Genomic DNA, 22,630 nt, shown 5'->3' on the forward strand with positions numbered 1-22,630 from the left:
GGCCGGCCGTCGTCGTGCTCAGCGTCGCCGGGTCAGCTCTCGCCGCCCGCGTTGCCGGAGGCGCCGGCGGTCACGTCGAGCAGGCGGTACTTCTCGATCGCCTTGGCGACGACGTCGCCCGACACCTCGCCACGACGCGCCAGCGCCTGGAGCGTCTTGACCACCATCGACGGGCCGTCGATGAGGAAGTGCCGGCGGGCGGCGGCACGGGTGTCGGAGAACCCGAACCCGTCGGCGCCCAGCACCTCGTAGTCGCCCGGGACCCACTTGCGGATCTGGTCGGGCACCAGGTGGTCGTAGTCGCTCGTGGCGATGTACGGGCCGGAGCCCTGCGACAGGCGCTCGGTCACGAACGGCGTGCGAGCCTGCGCGGACGGGTCGACGAAGACCTCGCGCTCCGCGGCCAGCGCGTCGCGGCGCAGCTCGTTCCAGCTCGTCACCGACCACACGTCCGCCACGACGCCCCAGTCCTCCTTGAGGAGCTGCTGCGCCTCCAGCGCCCACGGCACACCGACGCCCGAGGCGAGGAGCTGGGCGCGGGGCCCGTCGCCCTCGGCCACGGAGATGCGGTGGATGCCACGCTTGATGCCCTCGACGTCCACGTCCTCCGGCTCGGCCGGCTGGACCATCGGCTCGTTGTACACCGTGAGGTAGTACATGACGTCCTGGTCGCGACCGTCGGACCCGTCGCCGTACATGCGCTCGATGCCGTCGCGCACGATGTGGCGGATCTCGTAGCCGAACGCCGGGTCGTACTGGACGATCGCCGAGTTGGTGCCCGCCAGCAGCGGCGAGTGGCCGTCGGCGTGCTGCAGGCCCTCACCCGTGAGGGTGGTGCGGCCCGCGGTGGCGCCGATGATGAAGCCGCGCGTCATCTGGTCGCCGGCAGCCCAGAACTGGTCGCCGGTCCGCTGGAAGCCGAACATCGAGTAGAAGATGTAGATCGGCACCATGGGCTCGCCGTGCGTGGCGTACGCCGTGCCCACCGCCTGGAACGCCGCCGCGGAACCGGCCTCGTTGATGCCGGTGTGCATGATCTGCCCGGCCTCGGACTCCTTGTAGCTCAGCATCAGGTCGCGGTCGACCGCGAGGTAGTGCTGGCCCTGGGTGTTGAAGATCTTCGCGCTCGGGAAGATCGAGTCCAGGCCGAACGTGCGCGCCTCGTCCGGGATGATCGGCACGATGCGCTTGCCGAACTCCTTGTCCTTGATGAGGTCCTTGAGCAGGCGCACGAACGCCATCGTCGAGGCGACCTCCTGCGTGCCCGAGCCCTTCTTGAGCAGCTCGTAGGACTTCTCGCCCGGCAGGCTCAGCGCCTTCGACTTCCCGCGCCGCTCGGGGACGAACCCGCCGAGCTGACGGCGGCGCTCCAGCATGTACGCGATCGCCTCGTCGTCGGACCCCGGGTGGAAGTACGGCGGCTGGTACGGGTCGGCGTCGATCTGCTCGTCCGTGATCGGGATGTGCAGCGAGTCGCGCAGGGCCTTGAGCTCGTCGGCCTTGAGCTTCTTCATCTGGTGCGTGGCGTTGCGGCCCGCGAAGCCGGAGCCCAGGCCGTAGCCCTTGACCGTCTGCGCGAGGATCACCGTCGGCTGGCCCGTGTGGGCGCGCGCCGCCGAGTACGCCGCGTAGATCTTGCGGTAGTCGTGGCCACCGCGCTTCATGTTCCAGATGTCCTCGTCGGTCATGTTCTCGACGAGGGCCTTGGTGCGCGGGTCGCGCCCGAAGAAGTGCTCGCGGATGAACGCGCCCGACTCGGCACGGTAGGTCTGGTAGTCGCCGTCCGGCGTGGTGTTCATCAGGTTGACCAGGGCGCGGTCCTTGTCCGCGTTGAGCAGGGCGTCCCACTCACGGCCCCAGATCACCTTGATGACGTTCCAGCCGGCGCCCTTGAACTGGGCCTCGAGCTCCTGGATGATCTTGCCGTTGCCGCGGACCGGCCCGTCGAGGCGCTGCAGGTTGCAGTTGACCACGAACGTCAGGTTGTCCAGGCCCTGGTGCGCCGCGAGCTGCAGCATGCCGCGCGACTCCGGCTCGTCCATCTCGCCGTCGCCGAGGAACGCCCAGACGTCCTGCTGGCTGGTGTCCTTGATGCCGCGGTTGTGCAGGTACTTGTTGGTCCACGCCTGGTAGATCGCCGATGCGGGGCCGAGACCCATCGAGACGGTCGGGAACTCCCAGAAGTCCTGCATGAGGCGCGGGTGCGGGTAGGACGGCAGGCCGCCACCCGGGTGCGACTTCTCCTGGCGGAACCCGTCGAGCTGGTCGGCCGAGAGGCGACCCTCGAGGAACGCGCGGGCGTACATGCCGGGGGAGGAGTGGCCCTGGAAGTAGACCTGGTCACCGCCACCCGGGTGGTCCTTGCCCCGGAAGAAGTGGTTCAGGCCCACCTCGGTGAGCGTGGCCACGGAGGCGTAGGAGGAGATGTGGCCGCCGACACCCAGACCCGGGCGCTGGGCACGGGTGACCATGACGGCCGCGTTCCAGCGGATCCAGGAGCGGTACTTGCGCTCGAGCGACTCGTCGCCCGGGAAGAAGGGCTCCTCGTGCACGCCGATCGTGTTGACGTACGGCGTCGCGAAGGACGCCGGGATGTGCACGTTGCGCTCACGGGCGCGACGCAGCAGGTTGAGCATGACGTAGCGGGCGCGAGGTCCGCCCTTGTCGTCGATCAGGCCGTCGAAGGACTCGACCCACTCCGCCGTCTCGGCGGGGTCGATGTCGGGGACCGAGCTGAGCAGACCGTTGATCAGCGGTCCGGTCTCGTCGTACGAAGCCACCAGCAACCTCTCTCTATTCCAGGAACGGCCGGTGGGTCGAGCACCGAGGAGCCGCGCCTGTCGTCGTCCCCGTGCGAGCGGTGCCGGCCGACGGTGGTCGGCGAGACCGTCCGTGGTCTGCATGCGTGGCTGCATGCCGCGTGCGCGCACAGGTGGTGATCCCACCCATTGTGTCCCCTCATCCTCCCGGGATGCACCACACCGAGGTCAAGAGAGCGTGATGTAGGTCATGCTGTTGCACGCTCAACAGCGCAGACGCCTCGGACCGGGACGCGCCACGCGCCGTCTTGCCGAGGCGGGGGCGTGTGGTGTGCACTACCTTGGCCAACAGCCGGACAGGTACCGGCGAACACTCGTCGACGGAAGGAACGGACAGACCACGTGGGACAGAAGACGGATCCCCAGGCGGATCGCCTCGGGTTCGCGCCCGGCCAGGTGGTGCAGGAGTTCGGCTGGGACGACGACGCCGACGAGGGCCTGCGAGAGGCGATCGAGGCGATCGTCGGCGGCGAGCTCGTCGACGAGGACTACGACGACGTCACCGACGCGGTGATCGTGTGGTGGCGCGCCGAGGACGGCGACCTCACCGACATGCTGGTCGACGCCCTGACCGTGCTCGACGACGGCGGTGCGGTCTGGCTCTTCACCCGCAAGCCCGGTCGCTCGGGTCACGTGGGCCACGACGAGATCCAGGAGGCGGCCACGACGGCCGGCCTGCATGCCATGACCACGTTCGCCGTCGCGGAGGACTGGTCGGCCACGCGCCTGTCCAACCGCGGTCGCGGGCGCTGACGCCGCGGGTGCGCCGGTGCGGCACGATGAGCGCATGACGCTGACGCCCGGCGACCCCGCGCCCGACTTCACCCTGCCCGACACGCACGGCACGCCCGTGCACCTGGCGGACCTGCGCGGCGAGAACGTGCTCGTGGTGTTCTACCCGTTCGCGTTCTCCGGCACGTGCACCGGCGAGCTCTGCGAGCTGCGGGACAACATCGAGGACTTCGAGTCCGCCGGCGTGCGCCTGCTCGCCGTCTCCACCGACGCCGTGTTCTCCCTCAAGGCGTGGCAGCAGCAGGAGGGCTTCGGGTTCGACCTGCTCAGCGACTTCTGGCCCCACGGCGAGGTGGCCCGCGCGTACGGCGTGCTCGACGAGGACAACGGGCACGCCCTGCGCGGGTCGTTCCTGATCGACGCCGACGGCGTGATCCGCTGGTCGGTGGTCAACCCGCGCGGTCAGCGACGCGACATCGAGGCATACCGGGCGGCGCTGGCGGAGATCTGAGGGCCGCTATCCTTGGCGGTCGCACGCGCGCCGTGCACCAGGGCCTGTAGCTCAGCTGGTAGAGCGCCACGCTTACACCGTGGATGTCGTCGGTTCGAACCCGGCCGGGCCCACCCAGGTGTCTTGCGGGAACACGCGACATCAGCAGATGTGGTGCGTTCCCGTTCTGCTTCCTCGCCTTCGTCGCGGCCCGCGTGCGCTTCGACCCTTCCTCACGGCCGTCCCCCGCACGTCGCTGGCGCTCTGTCGCGCAGCAGATGTTCGACGCTCCTGACGTATGGTCTGCCTCGTGACCAGCTCCCGCACGGCGCGTCGTATGTGGATGATCCTGACGGGTCTTGGCGGCCTTCTGCTGCTGGTCGCAGCCGCAGCCGCGGTGCTTGAGGGATACGCCTCAGACGCGGAACAGCGCACGGGCGACCCCACCTCTGCGATCGTCCTCGCCGCCGTCGGCGTCGTCGCGGGGGTGGTGGGCGTCATCGGCTCGGCGATGCGGCCTGGTCGCACCCCCGAAGCGCCTGTCCGAGAAGACTGACCGCCCCGCTGCTTCCGTCCCACCAGCCGTCGCCGTTCTCCTCAGGGCTCGGCGGGCGAGCCGGCCAGCGACGCGAGGAGAGCCAGCTTCTCGGCGCTGTCGCTGCCGGCGTCCGCGTAGTAGAGCACCAGGATGACGCCGTCGACGGGGAGCTTGTCCCGGTGCAGACGCAGCTCGCCGACCACGGGGTGCACCATGGTCGTGGTGCCGCCTTCGAGCACCCGGACGTCGTGGCGTGCCCAGAGCTCCCGGAAGCGTCCGCTGGCGAGCGACAGCTCACCGACCAGCTCGACGACGCGCGGGTCGTCGGCGTGAGCGCCTGCCTGCTCTCGGAACGCGGCGACGAACCCGGCGGCGGAGGCCGTCCAGTCCTTCTGGAACGCCTGCTCCTCCGGGTCGAGCAGCAGGGACCGCAGCCGGTTCTGCCCTGGCCGCAGGCGCGGGGAGAGCGCGGTGGCGAGGTCGTTGGCCGCGAGGACGTCGAAGGCGCGCCCCTCGACGAAGGCGGGTACCCCCACGGCGTCCAGCAGGTGGTGCAGCCGTGGGGGCACCCGCTCCGGGGGCGTGTGCCGACGTCGAGGCCGGGGACGTGGCTCGGCGAGGTCGTGCAGGTAGCGGCGCTCGGTCTCGTCGAGCCGGAGGACCCGGGCGAGCGCGTCGAGCACCTGGGACGAGGGGTGGGTGTCCCGGCCGCGCTCGAGGCGCAGGTAGTAGTCGCTGCTGATGCCCGCCAGCATCGCGACCTCCTCGCGGCGCAGGCCGGGCACGCGGCGCACCCCGCCGCCGGGGATGCCGGCCTGCTCGGGCGTGACGAGGCCGCGGCGGGCCTTGAGATAGGCGCCGAGCCGGTTCGTCCGTGCGTCGTCGGCCATCGCTGAACGTTAGCGCCGGGTGCGGCCGGGCAGCGCGGCCAGGCCCTGCGAGCGCTGTGCCACGAGCTCGTCGTAGGTGCCGTCCCGCTCGGCCCACCGGTGCATGAGGACGCCCTGCACGAGGAGCTCCCGGGGCGTGGGCTCCTGGGCGAGCAGGTCCATGACCTCCGCCCCGAACGCGTCCAGGGGCAGGGCGTGCGGGTTGCTGCTCCCGAGCCACGTGGCGACGGCCGGCGGGACAAGCTCGGTGACGTCGACGCCGGTGCCGGCGAGCTGTGCGCGCAGCGCCTCACTGTAGGCGTGGACCGCGGCCTTGGACGCGCCGTAGGTGGGCATGGGCGGGTAGGGGAGGAACCCGATCCCGGAGCTGACGGTCACGATCGTGCCCTCGCCCCGGGCGAGCAGGTGCGGGGTGAAGGCGTCGATGACGCGGATGGTGCCGAGCAGGTTGACGTCGACGATGGCCTGGGCGGTGGCGAAGTGGCCCGGGTCCCACAGGTCTTCCTGCGCGCCCGTGCCTGCCATCGTGACGAGGGTGTCGATGCCGGGGTGTGCTCGCAGCGCGTCGTCGCGGGCGCGGGTCACCGAGGCGCTGTCGGTGACGTCGATCTCGACGGTGCCGAACCCTTCCTCGGCGAGCTGCGCCAGCACGTCGGTGCTGCGGCCGCCGACGACCACCGTGCTGCCTGCTGCACGGAACCGGCGGGCGAGCTCGAGGCCGATGCCGGCGGTGCCGCCGACGATGATCACGGAACGAGAGGTGATGTCCATGTCACCGACGCTAGGGCGCTCGGCCGCCGGGACAGGAGGCCCTGTCAGGACCCTGTCACGGCTCGCTCACGCGGTCGTCGTGCCGGGCCGCGGCCGCCGGGCGGCGAGGGCGAGGGCGGTGACGAACGTGGCGAGGCCCAGCAGGGTCACGACGACGGCCGCGCTCATCGCGGCGGCGTCGGCGGGCAGCATCGGGCAGGCCGCGGGGACGTCGTCGTCCGGGCAGGTGCGCCAGGGCTGGAACAGGTAGACGACCGTGACCACGGCACCGACGGCGGCGGTGAGCGCTCCGGTGCGTGCCGCGACCTGTGCGCGTCGGGGTGCCATGGTGCTGACGCTAGCCGACCGTGGTGCGTGCATCGTGCGCGTCGCCAGGAGCGTTCCCGCCTCGCGCGCCGGGAGGTCAGCGCCGGGCGATCCGTCCCAGCAGCTCCGGGTCGAGCGGCCGGTCGGCGTAGACGAGCCGCACCGCGTCGGGGTCGGGGTTGCCGACGTCGGGTCCCCGCCACACCGGGGAGAGGCCGAGGCGCTCCGCCGTGGCGCGCGAGGCGGCGTTGTGCTCCAGCAGGTAGGCGATGACGGGCAGCTCGGGGCGCAGGGCCGCGGCGGCCGTGTGGCCGGCGCGCGCGACGGCGGTCGCGAACCCGTTGCCCTGCTGGTCCGGGTGCACCCGGTAGTACGTGTTCCACGCCTGCCCGTCCAGCACGAGCCGCACGCCACCCACGCCGACCAGGGTGCCGTCGTCGAGGCGGCGAGCGGTCCAGTAGCCGATGCCGTGGCGCTCCCAGTCCTCCTGGTACGCGGCGATGTCACGGGCTGTCCGTTCCCGGTCGAGGTGCCGGCCGGAGGGCAGGTGGGTCCACACCCGGGGGTCGGCGTGCAGGGCGAAGAGCTCGTCGAGGTCGGAGGGTGAGACCGGCGTGAGGCGGAGCCGGTCGGTGGTGACCTCGCGCAGGTCGCGGCGGGCGTCGTTCACGCGGCCCGATCGTAGGTGCCGCCTCCGTCAGCGTCGCGCCCTGATGCCTGGTGCTGGGGGCGTGCTGGCGAGGCGCGCCCTGGCCTGTCGGTCCCAGCGGGGAGGATGGGGGGCGTGCACGTCGTCCTCACCGGCCCCGCAGCGGAGCTGCCTGCCGTCGTCCGCGAGGGCGAGGCGGCCCCCGAGCCTCCGCGCTGGACGTGGGACGACACGAACCGCTGGTACCCGGACCTGCTGGCCGACGGCGTGCGCGTGGAGCGCGCGCACGACCTGCGCCTGGCGCGGGTGATCCTGCGGCGGTCACCGCTCGCGGCCGCCACCCCCTTCGCCAGCACGGCGCCGGACGGCTGGGACGGCCTGGAGCCTGCACCCGCCAGCCGCGCAGGTGCCGGGGGTACCCCTGCGCCCGACGCCCTCTTCGACCTCGGCGCCCTCGCCGCCCCGAGCCGCCGTGGCGGCTCCGACGCGGCCGCCCTCGACCCGGCCTCCGAGCTCGCGGCCCAGACGGCGGCCGTCGAGGCGAGCACGGACCCCGGCCGTCTCCGCTTCCTCCTCGCCGCCGAGTCCGCAGGCGCCCTGGTGGCCGCCGAGATGCACCACGCCGGCCTGCCCTGGCGTGCGGACGTGCACGACGCGATCCTCACCGAGCGGCTGGGCCCGCGCCCGCCCGAGGGCCGCCGACCCGAGAGGCTGGAGGCGCTCGCGGTCACGATCCGTGACGCGCTCGACGCCCCGCCCACCCTCAACCCGGACTCCCACCCCGACCTGCTCAAGGCCATGCAGTACGCGGGCGTCGGGGCCAGCAGCCTGCGCAAGTGGGAGCTCGAGACCATCGATCACCCGGTGATCGCGCCGCTGCTGGAGTACAAGAAGCTGGTGCGACTGGCGACGGCGAACGGCTGGCACTGGCTCGACACGTGGGTGCGTGACGGCCGGTTCCGCACCGAGTACCTGGTGGGCGGGGTGGTGACGGGCCGCTGGTCCAGCGTGGGCGGGGGAGCGCTGCAGCTGCCCAAGGACGTGCGCGGCGCTGTCGTCGCGGACCCGGGGTGGGCTCTCGTGGTCGCCGACGTCGCGCAGCTGGAGCCGCGCGTGCTCGCGGCGATGAGCCGCGACGAGGCGATGGCGGCCGCCGGCCGCGATGGTGACATGTACGCGGGCATCGTGTCCTCCGGCGTCGTCGCCACCCGTGAGCTGGCCAAGCTCGGGATGCTCGGGGCCATGTACGGCGGCACCACCGGGGCGAGCGCCCAGGTGCTGCCGAGCCTGGGGCGGGCGTTCCCGCGCGCCATCGCGCTGGTCGAGGACGCCGCGCGGGCCGGTGAGCGCGGCGAGGTGGTCTCCACGTGGTTGGGTCGCGGGTCGCCGGCGCCCGGCGAGTCGTGGGAGCGGGCGCAGGCCGGGGCGTACGAGTCAGACGACGGTGGTGGCGCCCGGTCCTACACGCGTTCCTGGGGCCGGTTCACGCGCAACTTCGTGGTGCAGGGCACCGCTGCCGAGTGGGCGCTGGCATGGTTGGCGTCGGTGCGCCGTCGGCTGTGGGCGCTCGGGGAGACCGGTGCCACGGCGGGTGCTGCGCCAGAACCGTTCGCCCGCCGACCCCACCTGGTCTTCTTCCTCCACGACGAGGTGGTGGTGCACGCCCCGGTGGGCATGGCCGAGGCGGTCGAGCGTGAGCTGCGTGAGGCGGCTGCGGAGGCCGGGCGGCTGCTCTTCGGGCAGTTCCCTGTCGAGTTCCCGCTCACGGTCGCCCAGGTGCAGAGCTACGCCGACGCCAAGTAGGGCGCCGACGGCACGGGGCGGGGCGTCGCAGGGCACACCGGTGCCCGGCGTCGACCGGTGGCTGCCCTCAGCGCTCCTCTTCCTCGAGCGCGGCCACGGCGGCGTCGAGCACGGCACGGGCCGAGGCGCCGGGCAGGGCCGGCAGGCGGCGCAGCGCGGCGATCTGCCCGCGTGTGGCCTCGCCCGTCAGCCGGGTGACAAGGAACGCGCGGGCGACCACCAGGAGCTCTGCGATGAGCGGCTCTGTCAGGCGGTAGTCGACGAGGTTGCCCGTGCGCGTGGACTCGACGACGCCCACGCGCTTGAGCACGGCGAGGTGCTGGGAGAGGGCCGAAGGCTCGGCGCCGGTGACCTCCAGGAGGCGCGAGACGGGCGCGCTGAGGTCGGGGTCGGCGGCCAGGACCTCCAGCACCTGCAGGCGCGACGGGTGCGCGAGCGCCTTGAACAGGTCGGCCTTGATCTTGTAGAGCGGCTGGGTGTCCACGTACTCACTTTAGTTTGGGCTTAATCCACGGCAACCGGTGAGCGCCCTTAGGGTCGTGTGCATGATCACACCCATGGGCCAGGCTGCCGCGAGCGGTTCGGAGGGCGGTGCGGCGACGCTCGCGGACGTCGTCGGGGTGATGGACGGACTGTACCCGCCAGGCAGCGCGGAGTCCTGGGATGCGGTCGGCCTCGTGGCCGGCGACCCGGCGGCCCCCGTGCGCAAGGTGCTGCTCGCCGTCGACCCGGTCGCCGCCGTCGTCGACGAGGCCCTCGAGTGGGGCGCCGACCTCGTGATCACCCACCACCCTCTGTTCCTCAAGGGGGTGCACTCGGTGGCGGCCACCACGTTCAAGGGCTCTGTGGTGCACCGTCTCCTGACCGCCGGCTGCGGCCTGTACGTGGCCCACACCAACGCCGACTCGGCCCCCCGGGGCGTCGCCGACGCCCTCGCAGACCTGCTCGGCATCGTCGACCGTGGCCCGCTCGTCGCCCACACCGACGGCGCGCAGACCGGCATCGGCCGGGTCGGGCGGCTCGCCGAGCCGGCGACCCTCGCAGCGTTCGCCCGCAGGGTCGCCGCCGCGCTGCCCGCCACCGCCCAGGGGGTGCGGGTCGCCGGCGACCTGGAGGCCACCGTCACCACCGCAGCCGTGGTCGGCGGCTCGGGCGACTCCCTGTTCGACGCCGTGCGGGCCGCTGCCGCCGATGTCTACGTCACCGCAGACCTGCGCCACCACCCGGCGTCCGAGCTGCGCGAGCGCGCCACCTTCGAGGGTCCGGAGGGGCGACCGGAGGCAGGCACCCCGTTCCTGGTCGACGTGGCCCACTACGCCTCCGAGTGGCCGTGGCTCACCTACGCCGCCGACGACCTGCAGGCGGGCGTGGCGGCGCTGCTGGCGCAGCGCGGCGAGGAAGGTACGGTGACGTGCAGGGTCTCCACGAACGTCACCGACCCGTGGTCGGCGACGTTCCGCGCGCCGTGACCCCACGGCACGACCCTCACCCCACGCCACCGGCCAGGAAGGACCCGCGGTGACCACTGCACCCCCCGAGGACCAGATCAAGCTCTTGGCCCTCCAGGCGCTCGACACCCGCGCCCAGCAGCTCGTCCACCAGCGGAACACGCACCCGTCGCTCGCGCGCATCGCCGAGCTCGAGAAGCAGATCGCGGACCTGCACGGCTCCCTGGTCGACTCGCGCACCGCGGTGGCCGACCTCGAGCGCGAGCTCGCCAAGGCGGAGGCCGACGTCGAGCAGGTGCGTGCCCGTGCCGCCCGCGACCAGCAGCGCCTCGACACCGGCAACCTCAACGCGAAGGACGCCGTGGCCGTGACCGACGAGCTCGCCTCGCTCGGCCGGCGTCAGGCCGCGCTCGAGGAGGTCGAGCTCGACGTCATGGAGCGGCTGGAGGCCCACCAGGACGCGCTGGCCAAGGTGGAGTCCGCCCACCAGGAGCTCGTCGACGCCAAGACGGCCGCCGAGGCGGAGCGCGACGCCGCGTTCGCCGACCTCAAGGCGCAGTACGAGGCGCTCGCGGCCGAGCGCAAGACCGCTGCCGCGGGCATCGACGCCGGCCTGGTCGCGGTGTACGACAAGCTGCGCGAGCGCCTGGGCGGGCGCGGGGCGGCCGCCCTGCGCGGCGGCCGGTGCGAGGGCTGCGGCCTCGAGCTCAACCCGGGTGACCTCGCGGCCGCCCGCTCCGCCGCTCCCGAACAGGTCGTGCGCTGCGAGGAGTGCGGCCGCATCCTGGTCCGCGTCGGCGACACGGCGGCCTGACGGTGCCCGGCCGGCACCTCGTGGTCGAGGCGGACGGCGGCTCGCGCGGCAACCCCGGGCCCGCGGGCTACGGGGCGCTGGTGCGCGACGCCGCCACCGGGCGTGTGCTGGCCGAGCGGGCCGGGTTCCTCGGCATCGCCACCAACAACGTGGCCGAGTACACCGGCCTGCTGGAGGGGCTGCGCGCCGCGCACGCGCTCGACCCGGACGCCCGGGTCGAGGTGCGCATGGACTCCAAGCTCGTCGTGGAGCAGATGAGCGGGCGCTGGCAGATCAAGCACGACGCCCTGCGCCGCATCGCCCAGGAGGCTGGCCGGGTGCTGCCCGCGACCCACGTGTCGTACACCTGGGTGCCGCGCGCGCAGAACGCCGACGCCGACCGGCTCGCCAACGAGGCGATGGACACCGCCGGTGACGTGGTGCGCGACCACCCCGACGAGCCGGCCGGCGAGACGCAGCCCGGCGCGGCGTCCTCGGCGGGTGCCCCGGCCCCCGAGGCGGCCCCCGGGCGGGACACGCACGTGCGGCCGTCCGGGGCCCTTGCCCGCTACGACGGTGCCGACGCCCTCACCGTGGTGCTGGTGCGGCACGGGCAGACCCCGCTCACCGTGGTGGGCGGCTACTCCGGTGGCGGGGTCCCCGGTCCGTCCCTGACCACCCACGGGCGCACGCAGGCGGCGCGTGCGGCCGACGTCGTGCACCGCCTGACCGGCGTGTGGCCCGACCTGCCGCGCCCCACCGAGATCGTCGCGTCGCCCATGGTGCGCACGCAGGAGACGGCGACGGCGATCAGCCGCCGCCTCGGGCTGCCCGTGCGCACCGACGCGCGGCTGCGCGAGTGCGAGTTCGGCGAGTGGGAGTCGCTCACCGCGCCGCAGATCGAGGAGCGGTGGCCCGGCGAGCTCGGGCTGTGGCACACCACCGGCACGTACGTGCCGCCCGGCGGCGAGTCCTACGAGCAGGTGGGCGAGCGCGTCGACGAGGCGCTGCAGGAGCTGCTGCGAGCCGGCACGGGCCGCGCCGTCGTCGTCGTGGGGCACGCAGCCATGATCCGCACGGTGCTGGGGCGGGCGATGGGCGCGCCGTCGTCGCGGTGGTCGCGGCTGCGCATCCCGCCGTGCTCGCTGTCCGTGCTGCGTGCGTGGCCCGACGGCGCGGCCGAGGTCACCGCGGTCGGCTACCCCACCGGGGACTGAGGCGAGGGGAGCGGCCGGGCGTGGCCCGGCCGCTCAGCCGACGACGAGCTCGAGCGTCTGCGGCGCCGTCTTCGAGGTCGCGGCGTGGAGCGTGGCCTCCAGCATGCGGTAGCTGAGGCCGGATCCCACCTCGGTGCCGACCACCTGGCCCACGAGCTCGCCGGCCGCCCGCGCCAGCTCGTCCGCCGACGTCGGCGGCTGTGCCTCGCGGCGCAGCAGGTGCCCCGCGAGCACCCCGCGCGTGTGCTTGGCGTTGTGGGAGACGACGGTCCGCTTGCCGCCCGCCTCGCGGACCACCCGCACCGTGACCCACTCCGCGGCGTCCGGGCCGGTGGTGCGCGGCTTCCACGCCGCGACGTACGTGGCCGAGCGGCAGTCGACGACGACGTCGCCTGCCGCCCGAGCGTCGAGCGCCTCGCTCAGCGGGCCGCGCCACGCCGTCGAGAGCTTGCCCACGCCCGGCAGGTCGACGCCGCCCGAGAGCCGGTAGGCGGGCACCCGGTCCGCCGGGGCGACCATGCCCCACAGGCCGGAGAAGATCCGCACCGACGCCGCCGCGCGTGCGGACGCCTCGCTCCCGGCGTCGGCCGTGAGCGCCGCGAGGTCTGCCGCCGCGTACAGCACGCCCGTGTACACGTGCGCCGCGGGGCCCGCCGGCTCCGTGCGCAGCCGCGTGTTGCGCTCCACCTCCGCCGCCAGCGAGTCGCCCACACCCAGCACCGTGGTCGCGTCCGGGCGGGCGCTCACCGCAGCCAGGGCGTCGAGCACGGCGGTGCGCTGAGGCGTGAGCTCGGCGGCGGCCGTCAGAGCGGCGAGGTCCACGGGGGCGGCGCCGTCGGGCGCGGGCGTCTTGCCCTCGGAGGGCGGCAGGAGCAGGAGCACAGGCGGAACCCTACGACGCGCGGGCAGGGCGTCCGGGTCGCGCCGCTGACGTATCCTTGCCGGGCGGACGAGTCGGTCGGACGGTCGCGTCACCTGGGGTTCCGCCCCGGGTGCCGAGGAACGTCCGGGCTCCGAAGGGCAAGGTGGTGGCTAACGGCCACCCGGGGTGACCCGCGGGAAAGTGCCACAGAGAACAGACCGCCTCCCCGGCGCGAGCCGGGGCGGTAAGGGTGAAACGGTGGTGCAAGAGACCACCAGCGCACCTGGTGACAGGTGCGGCTAGGTAAACCCCACCTGGAGCAAGGTCAGACAGGGAGCGATCGAGGGCGGCCCGCCCGAGCTTCCGGGTAGACCGCTCGAGGCCTGCGGCAACGCAGGCCCTAGATGGATGACCGTCGCCCGCCTCGGGGCAACCGGGGGCGGGTACAGAACCCGGCGTACAGACCGGCTCGTCCGCCCATGCCCCCGCCGCACGGCGCGTGTGGCATCTCAGGGGTTCTCGCCGGTGGTGCGGACGATCTCCGCGAGCGCTGCGCCGGCCCGCAGGAGCGCCAGCGAGCGCTGTGCGATGAGAGCCAGCCGTTCGTCGAGCGCCGCGAGCGACCGGCTCACCTCCTGCAGCTCCCGGACCGCGGTGATCGCGTGCCGGACCTCGGGGATGCGGTAGCCGGCCGCGCGGAGGGCCGTGGTGATGCGGGCCTCGCGGATCGCAGGCGCGGGGTAGCGCCGGGCGGTCCCTGCCGAGGTGGGGACCCGCTCGGGGTGGACGAGTCCTTCCCGCTCCCAGAAGCGCAGCGTGGAGGCCCGCACGCCGAGGGCGCCGGCCAGCTCGGTGATCGTCATGGTGTCGCCGTCGGCCGGCGAGGAGTCGGTGGTGGCCTCGGTGCTGATGGCGGTGAGCGCGTGGCGTGCTGCGAGTGCCTGCTCGCGCTCCTGGTTGAGCCGCGCGTGGAGGTCGCACACGTGGGCCACGGCGTCGGCCGTGGGCATCGCACGGATCTGGCGCATCGTGCGGCGGGCCTGCACCGGTCCGACGGCGGAGGCGAGGTCCCGGTAGGTGTGCAGGTCGCGCAGGTGCTCGGGGGAGAACCGCCGGTAGCCGTTCGGTGCGCGCTGCGCGGGCGGGAGGACCCCGTGGGCCTCGAGGTCGCGGACCTGCTGCGGCGACCAGCCCGTGGCCGCTGAGACCTCGGCGGTGCTCAGGTTCGCACGGGTTGCCGAATGGCGGTTTCCCACGTCAACCCTCCATAAGCACTTCAACCTCATGCTCGAACCATGAGTATGGAGCAGATCCTGGAGACGGTACGGGGGTTCGAGGGCGTCCTGGAGCTCGCGCCCACCGAGGGCAGCGCCTTCCCGGCGCTGGCCTGGGGCGACCACTTCTTCTACTACGCACCGGACGGGAAGGTGCCGGAGAGGGAGCAGCCGTACGCCACGGTGGTGACGAAGAACTATCCCGACGACGTCTTGTGCGACCTCGACCCTCCGGGTCGCTGGCGACTGAACGTGCACGTCGGGCGCTCGGTGTTCCGGGAGCTTCTCGGTGAGGACCCTCGGTCGGGAGGGACGGCCGTGGACTTCTCCGCGACGGACACGGTGCTCCCGCACCCGGTCTACCGGACACAGGGCTGGGTGGCGATCGTCAACCCCGGCTCGGAGACCGGCGACCTGGCCGTCCGGCTGCTGCGGGACGCGCACGCGGCTGCCCGGCGGCGGGCGGGCCGCCGGGCAGCGACGTCGGCCGTCGGGAACGACGCGGCGGTCTCGGAGGACGGCTGAGCGTCGTCCGGCCCATGCCGCCCGCCTCCGTGCCGCCGGGGGCGGGCGGCCCTACGCTGCCGGGCATGAGCAACGCCGACCTGGTCGCCGAGTTCCACCGCGCCGTGGGGGAGAGCGTGCCGGCTGGGCCGACGCTGCCCGACCTGGCGACGCTCGACCTGCGCGAGACGCTCCTGCGAGAGGAGTTCGCCGAGGTGCTGGAGCAGGTCGCCCTGCTGCGCGCCCGGGTGGTGGCGGGCCAGGAGGCGAGCGAGGATGCCGGGCTCGCGGACATCGCCCGGCTCGCTCACGAGCTCGCGGACCTGCTCTACGTCACCTACGGGGCGCTGGCCGCCCTCGGCGTGCCCGCGGACCGGGTGTTCGCGGAGGTGCACGCCGCGAACCTGGCGAAGGCGTCCGGGCCGCGTCGTGCGGACGGCAAGCAGCTGCGGCCCGAGGGGTGGCAGCCGGCCGACGTGCTGGGCCTGCTGCGTTCTCTCCCGTAGCGCGCCGCACGCCTCGGACCACCCTGCGGCCTACGCTGGGCACATGAGCCCGCCGGGCGACTCAGCGTTGAGGTTCCGGGCCGCGAACGATGCGCCGTTCGAGGACCTGCAGGCCGTGCTCGGTGCGTCCACGGCCGGCCGCTGCCAGTGCCAGCGCATCGTCCTGGGGGACCGGGACTGGTGGGACATGCCGGTGGCGGAGCGGCGCCTGCGGCTGCACGAGCAGACGAACCCCGACGACCCGGGGGCTGCGTCGACGAGCGGTGTGATCGCCTACCTCGACGGGGAGCCCGTCGGGTGGGTGGCCGTCGCGCCTCGGACCACCTACCGCCGGTACACGGGACCGCGCAGCAGCAGCGTCCCGTGGCAGGGGCGGCACGAGGACCGGGCCGACGGCTCCGTCTGGGCGATCGTGTGCTTCGTCGTCCGCAAGGGCTGTCGCGGCCAGGGGATGACGTACGAGCTGGCGCGCGCCGCCGTCGACCTCGCGCGGGAGCGTGGTGCGGCCGCCGTCGAGGGGTACCCGATCGTGGCACCGCCGGGCCAGGAGATCACCTGGGACGAGGCGTCAGTGGGCACGCCCCAGGTCTTCGCCGCTGCCGGCCTGGAGGAGGTCGGTGCGCCGACGGTGCGCCGTCGCGTCTACCGGGTCGACTTCTGACCGCCGGACCCGTGCGGTCCGCACACCTGCGACCACGGACGTTGCCTCCCGCTGCCCTGCGATCGTTCAATGCAAAAGGACCGTCAAGAGGTGTTCCGTTCGTCACCATCATCGTTGTATCGTCAGGGGGCGGCAACGAGGCCGTGATCACGGCGGCCGACGCCCAGAATCGGCGCGGCCCTCCGCCGGTGAACGGGGAGATGGATCAGCATGACGGTCATGGGCACGCGGACGGGCGGCATCGACCTGGTGCGAGGCGCCGAGTCCAGCGTGGTGGAGATGTGGGGAGAGATCGACGCCGCGCTGCGCACCGAGGCGAGCGCGGCGCTCGCGGGTGCGCTGGAGCAGGACGTCCCGGTCGTCGTCGACGCGACCCGGGTGGACTTCATCGACTCGGCCGGGGTGGCGTTCCTGGTGCAGCTGTGCCGGGTGGGGCGCGACGAGGGGCTGGCGGTGTCGCTGCGCAACCCGCCGCAGGTCGTGGCGGACGTGCTGCACATGGTCGGCGTGCACGACGTCATCTGCGACGAGCGGCCGCCGGGCGTCTGAACCTCGCGCAGCCCCGGGGGCGGTGCCCGCGGCGAGGAGGCCGCGGGCACCGCTCTCTCACTTCTTGTGCTTCTTGCCGTGCTTGCTGTGCTTGGCGCGCGAGGAGGCCAGCGCGGCCGCGCCGACGATGCCTGCCGCGTTGCGCAGCTCGGCGGGGATGATCGGCGCGCGCAGGTCCAGCAGCGGCAGGAACTCCTTGTGCTTCTTGCTGACGCCGCCGCCCACCACGATCAGGTCGGGGGAGAGCAGCATCTCGACGGTCTCGAAGTAGCGCTGCAGCCGCCCGGCCCAGGCCGCGAAGTCGAGGCTCTCGCGCTCGCGGGCGGAGTCGGCGGCGCGGGACTCGGCGTCGTGCCCGTCGATCTCCAGGTGGCCGAGCTCGGTGTTGGGCACCAGCACGCCGTCGACGATGAGCGCCGAGCCGATCCCGGTGCCGAGCGTGGCGACGAGCACGACGCCGTCGCGGCCCTTGGCGGCCCCGTAGCGCTGCTCGCCGATGCCGGCCGCGTCGGCGTCGTTGACGGCGGTGACCTCCCGCCCGGTGGCGTCGTGCAGCAGCTCGGGCAGGTCCACGCCCTTCCACGACTGGTGGAGGTTGGCGATGAACCGGACGACCCCGTGGTCCATGGGGGCGGGGAACGCGACCCCGACGGGTGCGTGCTCGGGCAGGTCGAACGAGTCGACCAGCTGGCTGACCACGGCGGCGACGGCCTCGGGGGTCGACTCGCCGGGGGTGGGGATGCGCAGGCGCTCGGCGGCGAGCTCGCCGGTGTCGAGGTCCACCGGTGCCCCCTTGATGCCGGAGCCGCCGATGTCGATGCCGAGGGCGAGATGTCGAGCCATGGCCTCCATCCTGGTGCAGGATCGAACCATGAGCGAGGAGAACACCCTGGACCCCGTCCCCAGCACCGACGCCGAGTACTGGTTCAACCTGTCGACCGGCGAGGTCGAGCAGGGGCGTCAGTCGTCGTGGACCCACCGCATGGGTCCGTTCAAGACGCGCGAGGACGCGCAGCGCGCCCTGGAGAAGGCCAAGGAGCGCAGCGAGGCATGGGACGAGGACGACGAGCGGTGGAACGGCTCCTGACCCGCGGCGCCGTGACGCTCGCGTCTTCGTGGCCTGCGAGGTCGCCCCGCGGGCCGGGTGCGTCACTCGCCGGTAACAGTCTTCGTGCAAGATGAGCACCATGGACAGGCAGCAGGAGTTCGTGCTCCGCACGGTCGAGGAGCGCGACATCCGCTTCATCCGCCTCTGGTTCACCGACGTGCTGGGCGTGCTCAAGTCGGTGGCGGTGGCTCCCGCCGAGCTGGAGTCCGCCTTCAGCGAGGGCATCGGGTTCGACGGCAGCTCCATCGAGGGCCTGACGCGCGTCTACGAGGCGGACATGATCGCCCGGCCCGACCCGACCACGTTCCAGGTGCTGCCCTGGCGGGGTGAGCGTCACGGCACGGGCCGCATGTTCTGCGACATCCTCACGCCGGACGGCGAGCCCTCGATGGCCGACTCGCGCAACGTGCTCAAGCGGGCGCTGGCGAAGGCGAGCGACGCGGGCTTCACGTTCTACACGCACCCCGAGGTGGAGTTCTACCTCTTCGAGCAGCTGACCGACCCGGAGGCGCCGCTGGTGCCGATCGACCGGGGCGGGTACTTCGACCACCTGGCGCGCGGGACGACGCACGACTTCCGGCGCGCCGCGATCACGATGCTCGAGTCCATGGGCATCTCGGTGGAGTTCTCCCACCACGAGGCGGGCCCGGGCCAGAACGAGATCGACCTGCGCTACGCCGACGCCCTGACCACGGCCGACAACCTCATGACCTTCCGCACGGTGGTCAAGGAGGTGGCGCTCGAGCAGGGCGTCTTCGCCACGTTCATGCCCAAGCCGATGGCGGAGCACCCGGGCTCGGGCATGCACACGCACCTGTCGCTCTTCGAGGGCGACCGCAACGCCTTCCACGAGGCGGGCGCGCAGTTCGAGCTGTCCAAGACGGCGCGCCAGTTCATCGCCGGCCTCCTGGTCCACGCAGCGGAGATCACGGCTGTCACCAACCAGTACGTGAACTCGTACAAGCGCCTGTGGGGCGGGGCCGAGGCGCCGAGCTACGTGTGCTGGGGCCACAACAACCGCTCCGCGCTGGTGCGGGTGCCGATGTACAAGCCGGGCAAGGGCAACAGCTCCCGGGTGGAGTACCGGGCTCTGGACTCGGCCGCGAACCCGTACCTGGCGTTCGCGGTGATGCTGGCGGCGGGTCTCAAGGGCATCGAGGAGGGCTATGAGCTCCCTGACGCCACCGAGGACGACGTGTGGGAGCTGACGGACGCCGAGCGCCGCGCCCTGGGCATCACCCCGCTGCCGCAGTCGCTCGACCAGGCGATCTCGATCATGGAGCGCTCGGAGCTCGTGGCCGAGACCCTGGGCGAGCACGTCTTCCGCTACTTCCTGGCGAACAAGAAGCAGGAGTGGGAGGCGTACCGGGCACAGGTGACCCCGTACGAGCTGCAGCGGTTCCTCCAGTTCCTCTGACCTGCGCGGATCGGGTCCGTGGCGGGGGCGCCGGGCGCCGCCGGGCGGGCTAGGGTCGGCACGTGGTTGCTGCGACGACGCCCGGACCGGACCTGCCGCGCCCGTCGGCGCCCGCGAGCCCTGCGGCACGACGGGAGACGCTCACCCGGCGCCTCCTGCGCGCCGGGTTCGCGGACCTCACGCGGTCGGCCGCCCTGTGGGGGGACCCCGCGCTGACGGCTGTGCTTCCGGGGCCGCCGGAGGGCGGTGCGGACGCGTCGGACGAGGTGCTCGCAGCCGTCGGCGGCACGGCGGACCCGGACCTGGCGCTGCTGCAGCTGGTGCGCCTGGCCGGGACGGCGGGCGCCGAGGACCTGCGCCGCGTGCTGGCCGCCGACGGGGAGCCGCGCCGTCGGCTGCTCGCCGTGCTCGGTGCCTCGCAGGCCCTGGGGGACGAGGTGGTGCGCCGCCCGACGCTGCTTGGCCTGCTCGACGACGACGGCGCGGTCGGCGCGGCACCGGAGCAGGTCCGTGCGGAGCTGCTGGCCGCCGTCGGCGCCGATCCCGAGGCCACCGCACCGGTGGCCGGTGCGGCTCCCGGGCAGTGGCCCGACGACGGCGCGCGGACCGCGACCGACGCGCTGCGCCGTGCCTACCGTGCCCGTCTGCTGAGGATCGCCGCGGAGGACCTGACGGCGGACGAGCCGCTGACGGTGCTCCCGGCGGTGGCCTCGGCTCTCGCGGACCTGGCCGCCGCGGCGCTGGAGGCCGCGCTCGCCGTGGCCCGCGCCGAGCACCCCGACCACGCCGAGGCGCGCCTGGCAGTCATCGGCATGGGCAAGACGGGCGGCCGGGAGCTGAACTACGTGTCCGACGTCGACGTCGTCTACGTCGTCGAGCCCGGCACGGGACCGGACGGTGCGCCGGTGGACGAGCCGCGTGCCGTCGCCGCCGGCACCCGCCTGGCCTCGACCCTGCAGAAGGTGTGCGGCGGTGCGTCGGGGGAGCCGGCCCTGTGGCAGGTGGACGCGGCGCTGCGGCCCGAGGGCAAGCAGGGTCCCCTGGTGCGCACGCTCTCCAGCCACCTGGCCTACTACGACCGCTGGGCGGCCACGTGGGAGTTCCAGGCGCTGCTCAAGGCGCGGCCCGTCGCGGGCGACGCCGTCCTCGGGCGGGCGTACCGGGAGGCGATCGACCCGCTGGTCTGGAAGGCGGTGGCCCGGGAGAACTTCGTCGAGGACGCCCAGGCCATGCGGCGCCGGGTCGAGGAGCACGTGCCGCCGGCCGAGGCCGACCGGCAGATCAAGCTGGGGCGCGGCGGCCTGCGCGACGTCGAGTTCACCGTGCAGCTGCTGCAGCTCGTCCACGGGCGCACCGACGCGGGCATCCGTTCTCCCAACACGCTGGCGGCGCTCGCCGCGCTCGCCTCCGCGGGGTACGTGGGCCGTGACCACGCCGCCCGGATGGCGGTCTGCTACCGGTTCCTGCGTGCGCTCGAGCACCGCGTCCAGCTCTTCCGCCTGCGCCGCACGCACCTGCTGCCCACCGGCGAGGACGACCTGCGCCGCCTGGCCCGGGCCCTGGGGATGCGCGGCGAGGGCGCCGAGGGGCTGACGGACCGGTGGCGCTCCACGCGCCGCGAGGTGCGGTCGCTGCACGAGGCGGTCTTCTACCGGCCGCTGCTGCCGGCGTTCGCCCAGCTGTCCGACGACGAGGTGTCGCTCGCGCCCGAGGCTGCGCGCCAGCGGTTCGAGGCCATCGGGTACCGCGACCCGGACGGGGCGATGCGGCACGTGACCTCCTTGACGGAGGGCACCTCCCGCCGTGCCGCGCTGCAGCGTCAGCTCTTGCCCGTGCTGCTCGGCTGGTTCGCCGAGGGGGCCGACCCGGACGCCGGCCTGCTCGCGTTCCGGCGCCTGTCCGAGGAGCTCGGCTCCACCCACTGGTACCTCAAGCTGCTGCGCGACTCCGGCTCGGCGGCCCAGCGGCTCGCCCACGTGCTGGCCTCGTCCCGCTATCTCGCCGATGCGCTGGCGCGGTCGCCGGAGTCCGTCCAGTGGTTCGACGACCCGGCAGGGCTGGAGCCGCGCGGCCCGCGCCGCCTGGCGGTCGAGGCTGACGCGATCCTCACGCGGGCAGAGGAGCCCCGGGCGGCGGCGACCAGCCTGCGCGCCGTCCGACGCCGAGAGCTCGCCCGTACCGGCGCGGGGGAGGTGCTCGGTGTGCTGGACCCGGTCGGGGCGGCCGCCGCGATCTCCGACGCGGCCGACGTCGCCCTGCGAGGCGTGCTGCGGATCGCCGAGCACGTGGCCCGCGCGGAGCTGGGGATCGAGCAGGACCCGGCCGCCAACCCGACGCGGATGCTCGTGGTGGCCATGGGCCGCCTGGGCGGGCGCGAGCTGGGCTACGGCTCCGACGCGGACGTCATGTTCGTGCACGACCCGGTGCCGGGCGCCGATCCCCAGGCGGCCGGACGGTTCGCCCTGGTGACCGCCACGCGGCTGCGGGAGATGCTGGGTGGCGTCGGACCCGAGCCCGCCCTGCCCGTGGACGCCGACCTGCGGCCCGAGGGGCGCCAGGGCCCGCTGGTGCGCACCCTCGACTCCTACGCCGAGTACTACGCGCGCTGGTCCAGCGTCTGGGAGGCGCAGGCGCTGCTGCGGGCCCGGCCCGTGGCGGGTGAGGACTTCGGTGGGGCGAGCAGCGAGCTGGCCGAGAGGTTCGCCGCCGTCGTGGACCCCCTGCGCTACCCGGCGGGTGGTCTCGCCCTGACCGACGTGCGCGAGGTGCGGCGCATCAAGGCGCGGGTCGAGTCCGAGCGGCTGCCCCGCGGCGTCGACCCGGCCCGGCACCTCAAGCTGGGGCGAGGGGGAGTGTCGGACGTCGAGTGGACGGCGCAGCTGCTGCAGCTGCGCCACGCCCACGAGGTGCCCGGCCTGCGCACCACGGAGACCGTGGCGGCCCTCGAGGCCGCGGTCGAGGCGCAGCTCCTGGAGCCCGACGACGCCCAGACGCTGTGCGAGGCGTGGCGCCTGGCCTCGCGCCTGCGGTCGGCCGTCGTCCTGTGGTCCGGTCGGACGGGCGGCGCGCAGGCCGACCTGCTCCCGCACGACCGGCGCGCCCTGGCAGGCGTGGCCCGGCTCCTGGGAGACGTCGGCACGGGCAGCGAGCTGGAGGAGCTGTACCTGCGCACGGCCCGGCGGGCGCGGGGCGTGGTGGAGCGGGTCTTCTACGACGCGGACTGACTGCGGTCCGAATCCGAGCCTGACTTCGGCTGGCTGCGACGTGCGGACGGCCCGCGCGCCGGCTGTGGA

At 73.6% G+C, this 22,630-nt stretch carries 23 protein-coding genes, 1 tRNA gene and 1 other RNA gene; 16 read left to right on the forward strand and 9 right to left on the reverse strand.

Annotated elements, in window-relative coordinates:
- Positions 1 to 32 precede the first annotated feature (32 nt).
- Entirely contained in the window at positions 33 to 2,780 is a 2,748-nt protein-coding gene (aceE, locus tag DNL40_RS06175; RefSeq protein WP_111250377.1) for a pyruvate dehydrogenase (acetyl-transferring), homodimeric type, read from the reverse strand.
- Positions 2,781 to 3,161: 381 nt separating this feature from the next.
- Between aceE and DNL40_RS06180 the strand changes: the two genes are divergently transcribed.
- The 4 genes from DNL40_RS06180 to DNL40_RS06195 all read left to right on the forward strand — a co-directional run bounded on the left by DNL40_RS06180 (position 3,162) and on the right by DNL40_RS06195 (position 4,597).
- Entirely contained in the window at positions 3,162 to 3,572 is a 411-nt protein-coding gene (locus tag DNL40_RS06180; RefSeq protein WP_111250378.1) for a DUF3052 domain-containing protein, read from the forward strand.
- Between the two features lie 34 nt (positions 3,573 to 3,606).
- Entirely contained in the window at positions 3,607 to 4,062 is a 456-nt protein-coding gene (locus tag DNL40_RS06185; RefSeq protein WP_111250379.1) for a peroxiredoxin, read from the forward strand.
- Between the two features lie 40 nt (positions 4,063 to 4,102).
- Positions 4,103 to 4,175: transfer RNA gene (locus tag DNL40_RS06190), tRNA-Val, on the forward strand.
- Between the two features lie 176 nt (positions 4,176 to 4,351).
- Positions 4,352 to 4,597 (forward strand): hypothetical protein, encoded by a 246-nt coding sequence (locus tag DNL40_RS06195; RefSeq protein WP_146252031.1) that lies wholly within the window; start codon positions 4,352 to 4,354, stop codon positions 4,595 to 4,597.
- A gap of 41 nt (positions 4,598 to 4,638) precedes the next feature.
- On the opposite strand, the gene DNL40_RS06200 is transcribed toward DNL40_RS06195, so the two are convergent.
- The 4 genes from DNL40_RS06200 to DNL40_RS06215 form a co-directional block, all read right to left on the reverse strand.
- Positions 4,639 to 5,469 carry a helix-turn-helix transcriptional regulator gene (locus DNL40_RS06200; protein ID WP_111250381.1) on the reverse strand — a complete coding sequence of 277 codons (831 nt, stop codon included), beginning with the start codon at positions 5,467 to 5,469 and terminating at the stop codon, positions 4,639 to 4,641.
- A gap of 9 nt (positions 5,470 to 5,478) precedes the next feature.
- Positions 5,479 to 6,240 (reverse strand): SDR family oxidoreductase, encoded by a 762-nt coding sequence (locus DNL40_RS06205; protein ID WP_111250382.1) that lies wholly within the window; start codon positions 6,238 to 6,240, stop codon positions 5,479 to 5,481.
- A 66-nt stretch (positions 6,241 to 6,306) separates the two neighbouring features.
- Positions 6,307 to 6,567, reverse strand: coding sequence for a hypothetical protein (locus DNL40_RS06210; RefSeq protein WP_111250383.1), 261 nt, complete (start codon positions 6,565 to 6,567; stop codon positions 6,307 to 6,309).
- Between the two features lie 76 nt (positions 6,568 to 6,643).
- Positions 6,644 to 7,216, reverse strand: coding sequence for a GNAT family N-acetyltransferase (locus DNL40_RS06215; protein WP_179950968.1), 573 nt, complete (start codon positions 7,214 to 7,216; stop codon positions 6,644 to 6,646).
- 105 nt (positions 7,217 to 7,321) lie between these two features.
- On the opposite strand from DNL40_RS06215, the gene DNL40_RS06220 reads away from it, so the two are divergent.
- Positions 7,322 to 8,998: a bifunctional 3'-5' exonuclease/DNA polymerase gene (locus DNL40_RS06220; RefSeq protein WP_111250384.1), complete on the forward strand. Its 1,677-nt coding sequence runs from the start codon at positions 7,322 to 7,324 to the stop codon at positions 8,996 to 8,998.
- 67 nt (positions 8,999 to 9,065) lie between these two features.
- Here DNL40_RS06220 and DNL40_RS06225 read toward each other — a convergent pair whose 3' ends face one another.
- Positions 9,066 to 9,482 carry an ArsR/SmtB family transcription factor gene (locus DNL40_RS06225; RefSeq protein ID WP_111250385.1) on the reverse strand — a complete coding sequence of 139 codons (417 nt, stop codon included), beginning with the start codon at positions 9,480 to 9,482 and terminating at the stop codon, positions 9,066 to 9,068.
- Between the two features lie 61 nt (positions 9,483 to 9,543).
- On the opposite strand from DNL40_RS06225, the gene DNL40_RS06230 reads away from it, so the two are divergent.
- From DNL40_RS06230 to DNL40_RS06240, 3 genes are read left to right on the forward strand one after another with little or no spacing between them, the layout of a single operon-like run.
- Entirely contained in the window at positions 9,544 to 10,467 is a 924-nt protein-coding gene (locus DNL40_RS06230) for a Nif3-like dinuclear metal center hexameric protein (protein WP_245885712.1), read from the forward strand.
- 49 nt (positions 10,468 to 10,516) lie between these two features.
- On the forward strand, positions 10,517 to 11,260 hold the full coding sequence (locus DNL40_RS06235; protein ID WP_111250387.1) for a zinc ribbon domain-containing protein: 744 nt from the start codon (positions 10,517 to 10,519) through the stop codon (positions 11,258 to 11,260).
- 2 nt (positions 11,261 to 11,262) lie between these two features.
- Positions 11,263 to 12,456 carry a bifunctional RNase H/acid phosphatase gene (locus DNL40_RS06240; RefSeq protein ID WP_111250388.1) on the forward strand — a complete coding sequence of 398 codons (1,194 nt, stop codon included), beginning with the start codon at positions 11,263 to 11,265 and terminating at the stop codon, positions 12,454 to 12,456.
- A gap of 33 nt (positions 12,457 to 12,489) precedes the next feature.
- On the opposite strand, the gene DNL40_RS06245 is transcribed toward DNL40_RS06240, so the two are convergent.
- The gene (locus DNL40_RS06245) at positions 12,490 to 13,338 is read right to left on the reverse strand and encodes a YaaA family protein (protein ID WP_111250389.1); all 849 of its coding nucleotides are present in this window, start codon (positions 13,336 to 13,338) and stop codon (positions 12,490 to 12,492) included.
- A 68-nt stretch (positions 13,339 to 13,406) separates the two neighbouring features.
- Between DNL40_RS06245 and rnpB the strand changes: the two genes are divergently transcribed.
- Positions 13,407 to 13,794: RNase P RNA component class A (rnpB, locus tag DNL40_RS06250), an RNA gene on the forward strand.
- A gap of 33 nt (positions 13,795 to 13,827) precedes the next feature.
- Here rnpB and DNL40_RS06255 read toward each other — a convergent pair.
- Complete coding sequence (locus DNL40_RS06255) at positions 13,828 to 14,574, reverse strand: MerR family transcriptional regulator (RefSeq protein WP_245885713.1); 747 nt, start codon at positions 14,572 to 14,574, stop codon at positions 13,828 to 13,830.
- 39 nt (positions 14,575 to 14,613) lie between these two features.
- Here DNL40_RS06255 and DNL40_RS06260 point away from each other — a divergent pair, with 39 nt between their 5' ends.
- From DNL40_RS06260 to DNL40_RS06275, 4 genes are all read left to right on the forward strand, one after another.
- Positions 14,614 to 15,117 carry a DUF6194 family protein gene (locus DNL40_RS06260; protein ID WP_111250391.1) on the forward strand — a complete coding sequence of 168 codons (504 nt, stop codon included), beginning with the start codon at positions 14,614 to 14,616 and terminating at the stop codon, positions 15,115 to 15,117.
- Between the two features lie 65 nt (positions 15,118 to 15,182).
- Positions 15,183 to 15,602: a pyrophosphohydrolase domain-containing protein gene (locus tag DNL40_RS06265; protein ID WP_111250565.1), complete on the forward strand. Its 420-nt coding sequence runs from the start codon at positions 15,183 to 15,185 to the stop codon at positions 15,600 to 15,602.
- A gap of 43 nt (positions 15,603 to 15,645) precedes the next feature.
- Entirely contained in the window at positions 15,646 to 16,263 is a 618-nt protein-coding gene (locus DNL40_RS06270) for a GNAT family N-acetyltransferase (protein WP_111250392.1), read from the forward strand.
- Positions 16,264 to 16,482: 219 nt separating this feature from the next.
- A complete protein-coding gene (locus DNL40_RS06275; RefSeq protein WP_245885714.1) occupies positions 16,483 to 16,812 on the forward strand; it encodes an STAS domain-containing protein in 330 nt (109 codons plus the stop codon).
- 57 nt (positions 16,813 to 16,869) lie between these two features.
- Here DNL40_RS06275 and ppgK read toward each other — a convergent pair whose 3' ends face one another.
- Complete coding sequence (gene ppgK, locus DNL40_RS06280) at positions 16,870 to 17,655, reverse strand: polyphosphate--glucose phosphotransferase (protein ID WP_111250394.1); 786 nt, start codon at positions 17,653 to 17,655, stop codon at positions 16,870 to 16,872.
- Positions 17,656 to 17,683: 28 nt separating this feature from the next.
- Here ppgK and DNL40_RS06285 point away from each other — a divergent pair, with 28 nt between their 5' ends.
- The 3 genes from DNL40_RS06285 (at position 17,684) to DNL40_RS06295 (ending at position 22,561) form a co-directional block, all read left to right on the forward strand.
- On the forward strand, positions 17,684 to 17,899 hold the full coding sequence (locus DNL40_RS06285) for an SPOR domain-containing protein (protein ID WP_111250395.1): 216 nt from the start codon (positions 17,684 to 17,686) through the stop codon (positions 17,897 to 17,899).
- A gap of 100 nt (positions 17,900 to 17,999) precedes the next feature.
- Positions 18,000 to 19,337 carry a glutamine synthetase family protein gene (locus DNL40_RS06290; protein WP_111250396.1) on the forward strand — a complete coding sequence of 446 codons (1,338 nt, stop codon included), beginning with the start codon at positions 18,000 to 18,002 and terminating at the stop codon, positions 19,335 to 19,337.
- 62 nt (positions 19,338 to 19,399) lie between these two features.
- A complete protein-coding gene (locus DNL40_RS06295; RefSeq protein WP_425450765.1) occupies positions 19,400 to 22,561 on the forward strand; it encodes a bifunctional [glutamine synthetase] adenylyltransferase/[glutamine synthetase]-adenylyl-L-tyrosine phosphorylase in 3,162 nt (1,053 codons plus the stop codon).
- The last annotated feature ends 69 nt before the right edge of the window (positions 22,562 to 22,630 follow it).

It is taken from the genome of Xylanimonas oleitrophica (assembly GCF_003244315.1).
Lineage (GTDB): Bacteria > Actinomycetota > Actinomycetes > Actinomycetales > Cellulomonadaceae > Xylanimonas_A > Xylanimonas_A oleitrophica.

Bases quoted from the DNA above. Each gene is read 5' to 3' on its own strand.
- DNL40_RS06185 (WP_111250379.1), top strand. From the start codon at position 3,607: ATGACGCTGACGCCCGGCGACCCCGCGCCCGACTTCACCCTGCCCGAC.
- DNL40_RS06200 (WP_111250381.1), bottom strand. From the start codon at position 5,469: ATGGCCGACGACGCACGGACGAACCGGCTCGGCGCCTATCTCAAGGCC.
- DNL40_RS06205 (WP_111250382.1), bottom strand. From the start codon at position 6,240: ATGGACATCACCTCTCGTTCCGTGATCATCGTCGGCGGCACCGCCGGC.
- DNL40_RS06210 (WP_111250383.1), bottom strand. From the start codon at position 6,567: ATGGCACCCCGACGCGCACAGGTCGCGGCACGCACCGGAGCGCTCACC.
- DNL40_RS06220 (WP_111250384.1), top strand. From the start codon at position 7,322: ATGGGGGGCGTGCACGTCGTCCTCACCGGCCCCGCAGCGGAGCTGCCT.
- DNL40_RS06230 (WP_245885712.1), top strand. From the start codon at position 9,544: ATGATCACACCCATGGGCCAGGCTGCCGCGAGCGGTTCGGAGGGCGGT.
- DNL40_RS06260 (WP_111250391.1), top strand. From the start codon at position 14,614: ATGAGTATGGAGCAGATCCTGGAGACGGTACGGGGGTTCGAGGGCGTC.
- DNL40_RS06265 (WP_111250565.1), top strand. From the start codon at position 15,183: ATGAGCAACGCCGACCTGGTCGCCGAGTTCCACCGCGCCGTGGGGGAG.
- DNL40_RS06270 (WP_111250392.1), top strand. From the start codon at position 15,646: ATGAGCCCGCCGGGCGACTCAGCGTTGAGGTTCCGGGCCGCGAACGAT.
- DNL40_RS06275 (WP_245885714.1), top strand. From the start codon at position 16,483: ATGGGCACGCGGACGGGCGGCATCGACCTGGTGCGAGGCGCCGAGTCC.
- ppgK (WP_111250394.1), bottom strand. From the start codon at position 17,655: ATGGCTCGACATCTCGCCCTCGGCATCGACATCGGCGGCTCCGGCATC.
- DNL40_RS06285 (WP_111250395.1), top strand. From the start codon at position 17,684: ATGAGCGAGGAGAACACCCTGGACCCCGTCCCCAGCACCGACGCCGAG.
- DNL40_RS06290 (WP_111250396.1), top strand. From the start codon at position 18,000: ATGGACAGGCAGCAGGAGTTCGTGCTCCGCACGGTCGAGGAGCGCGAC.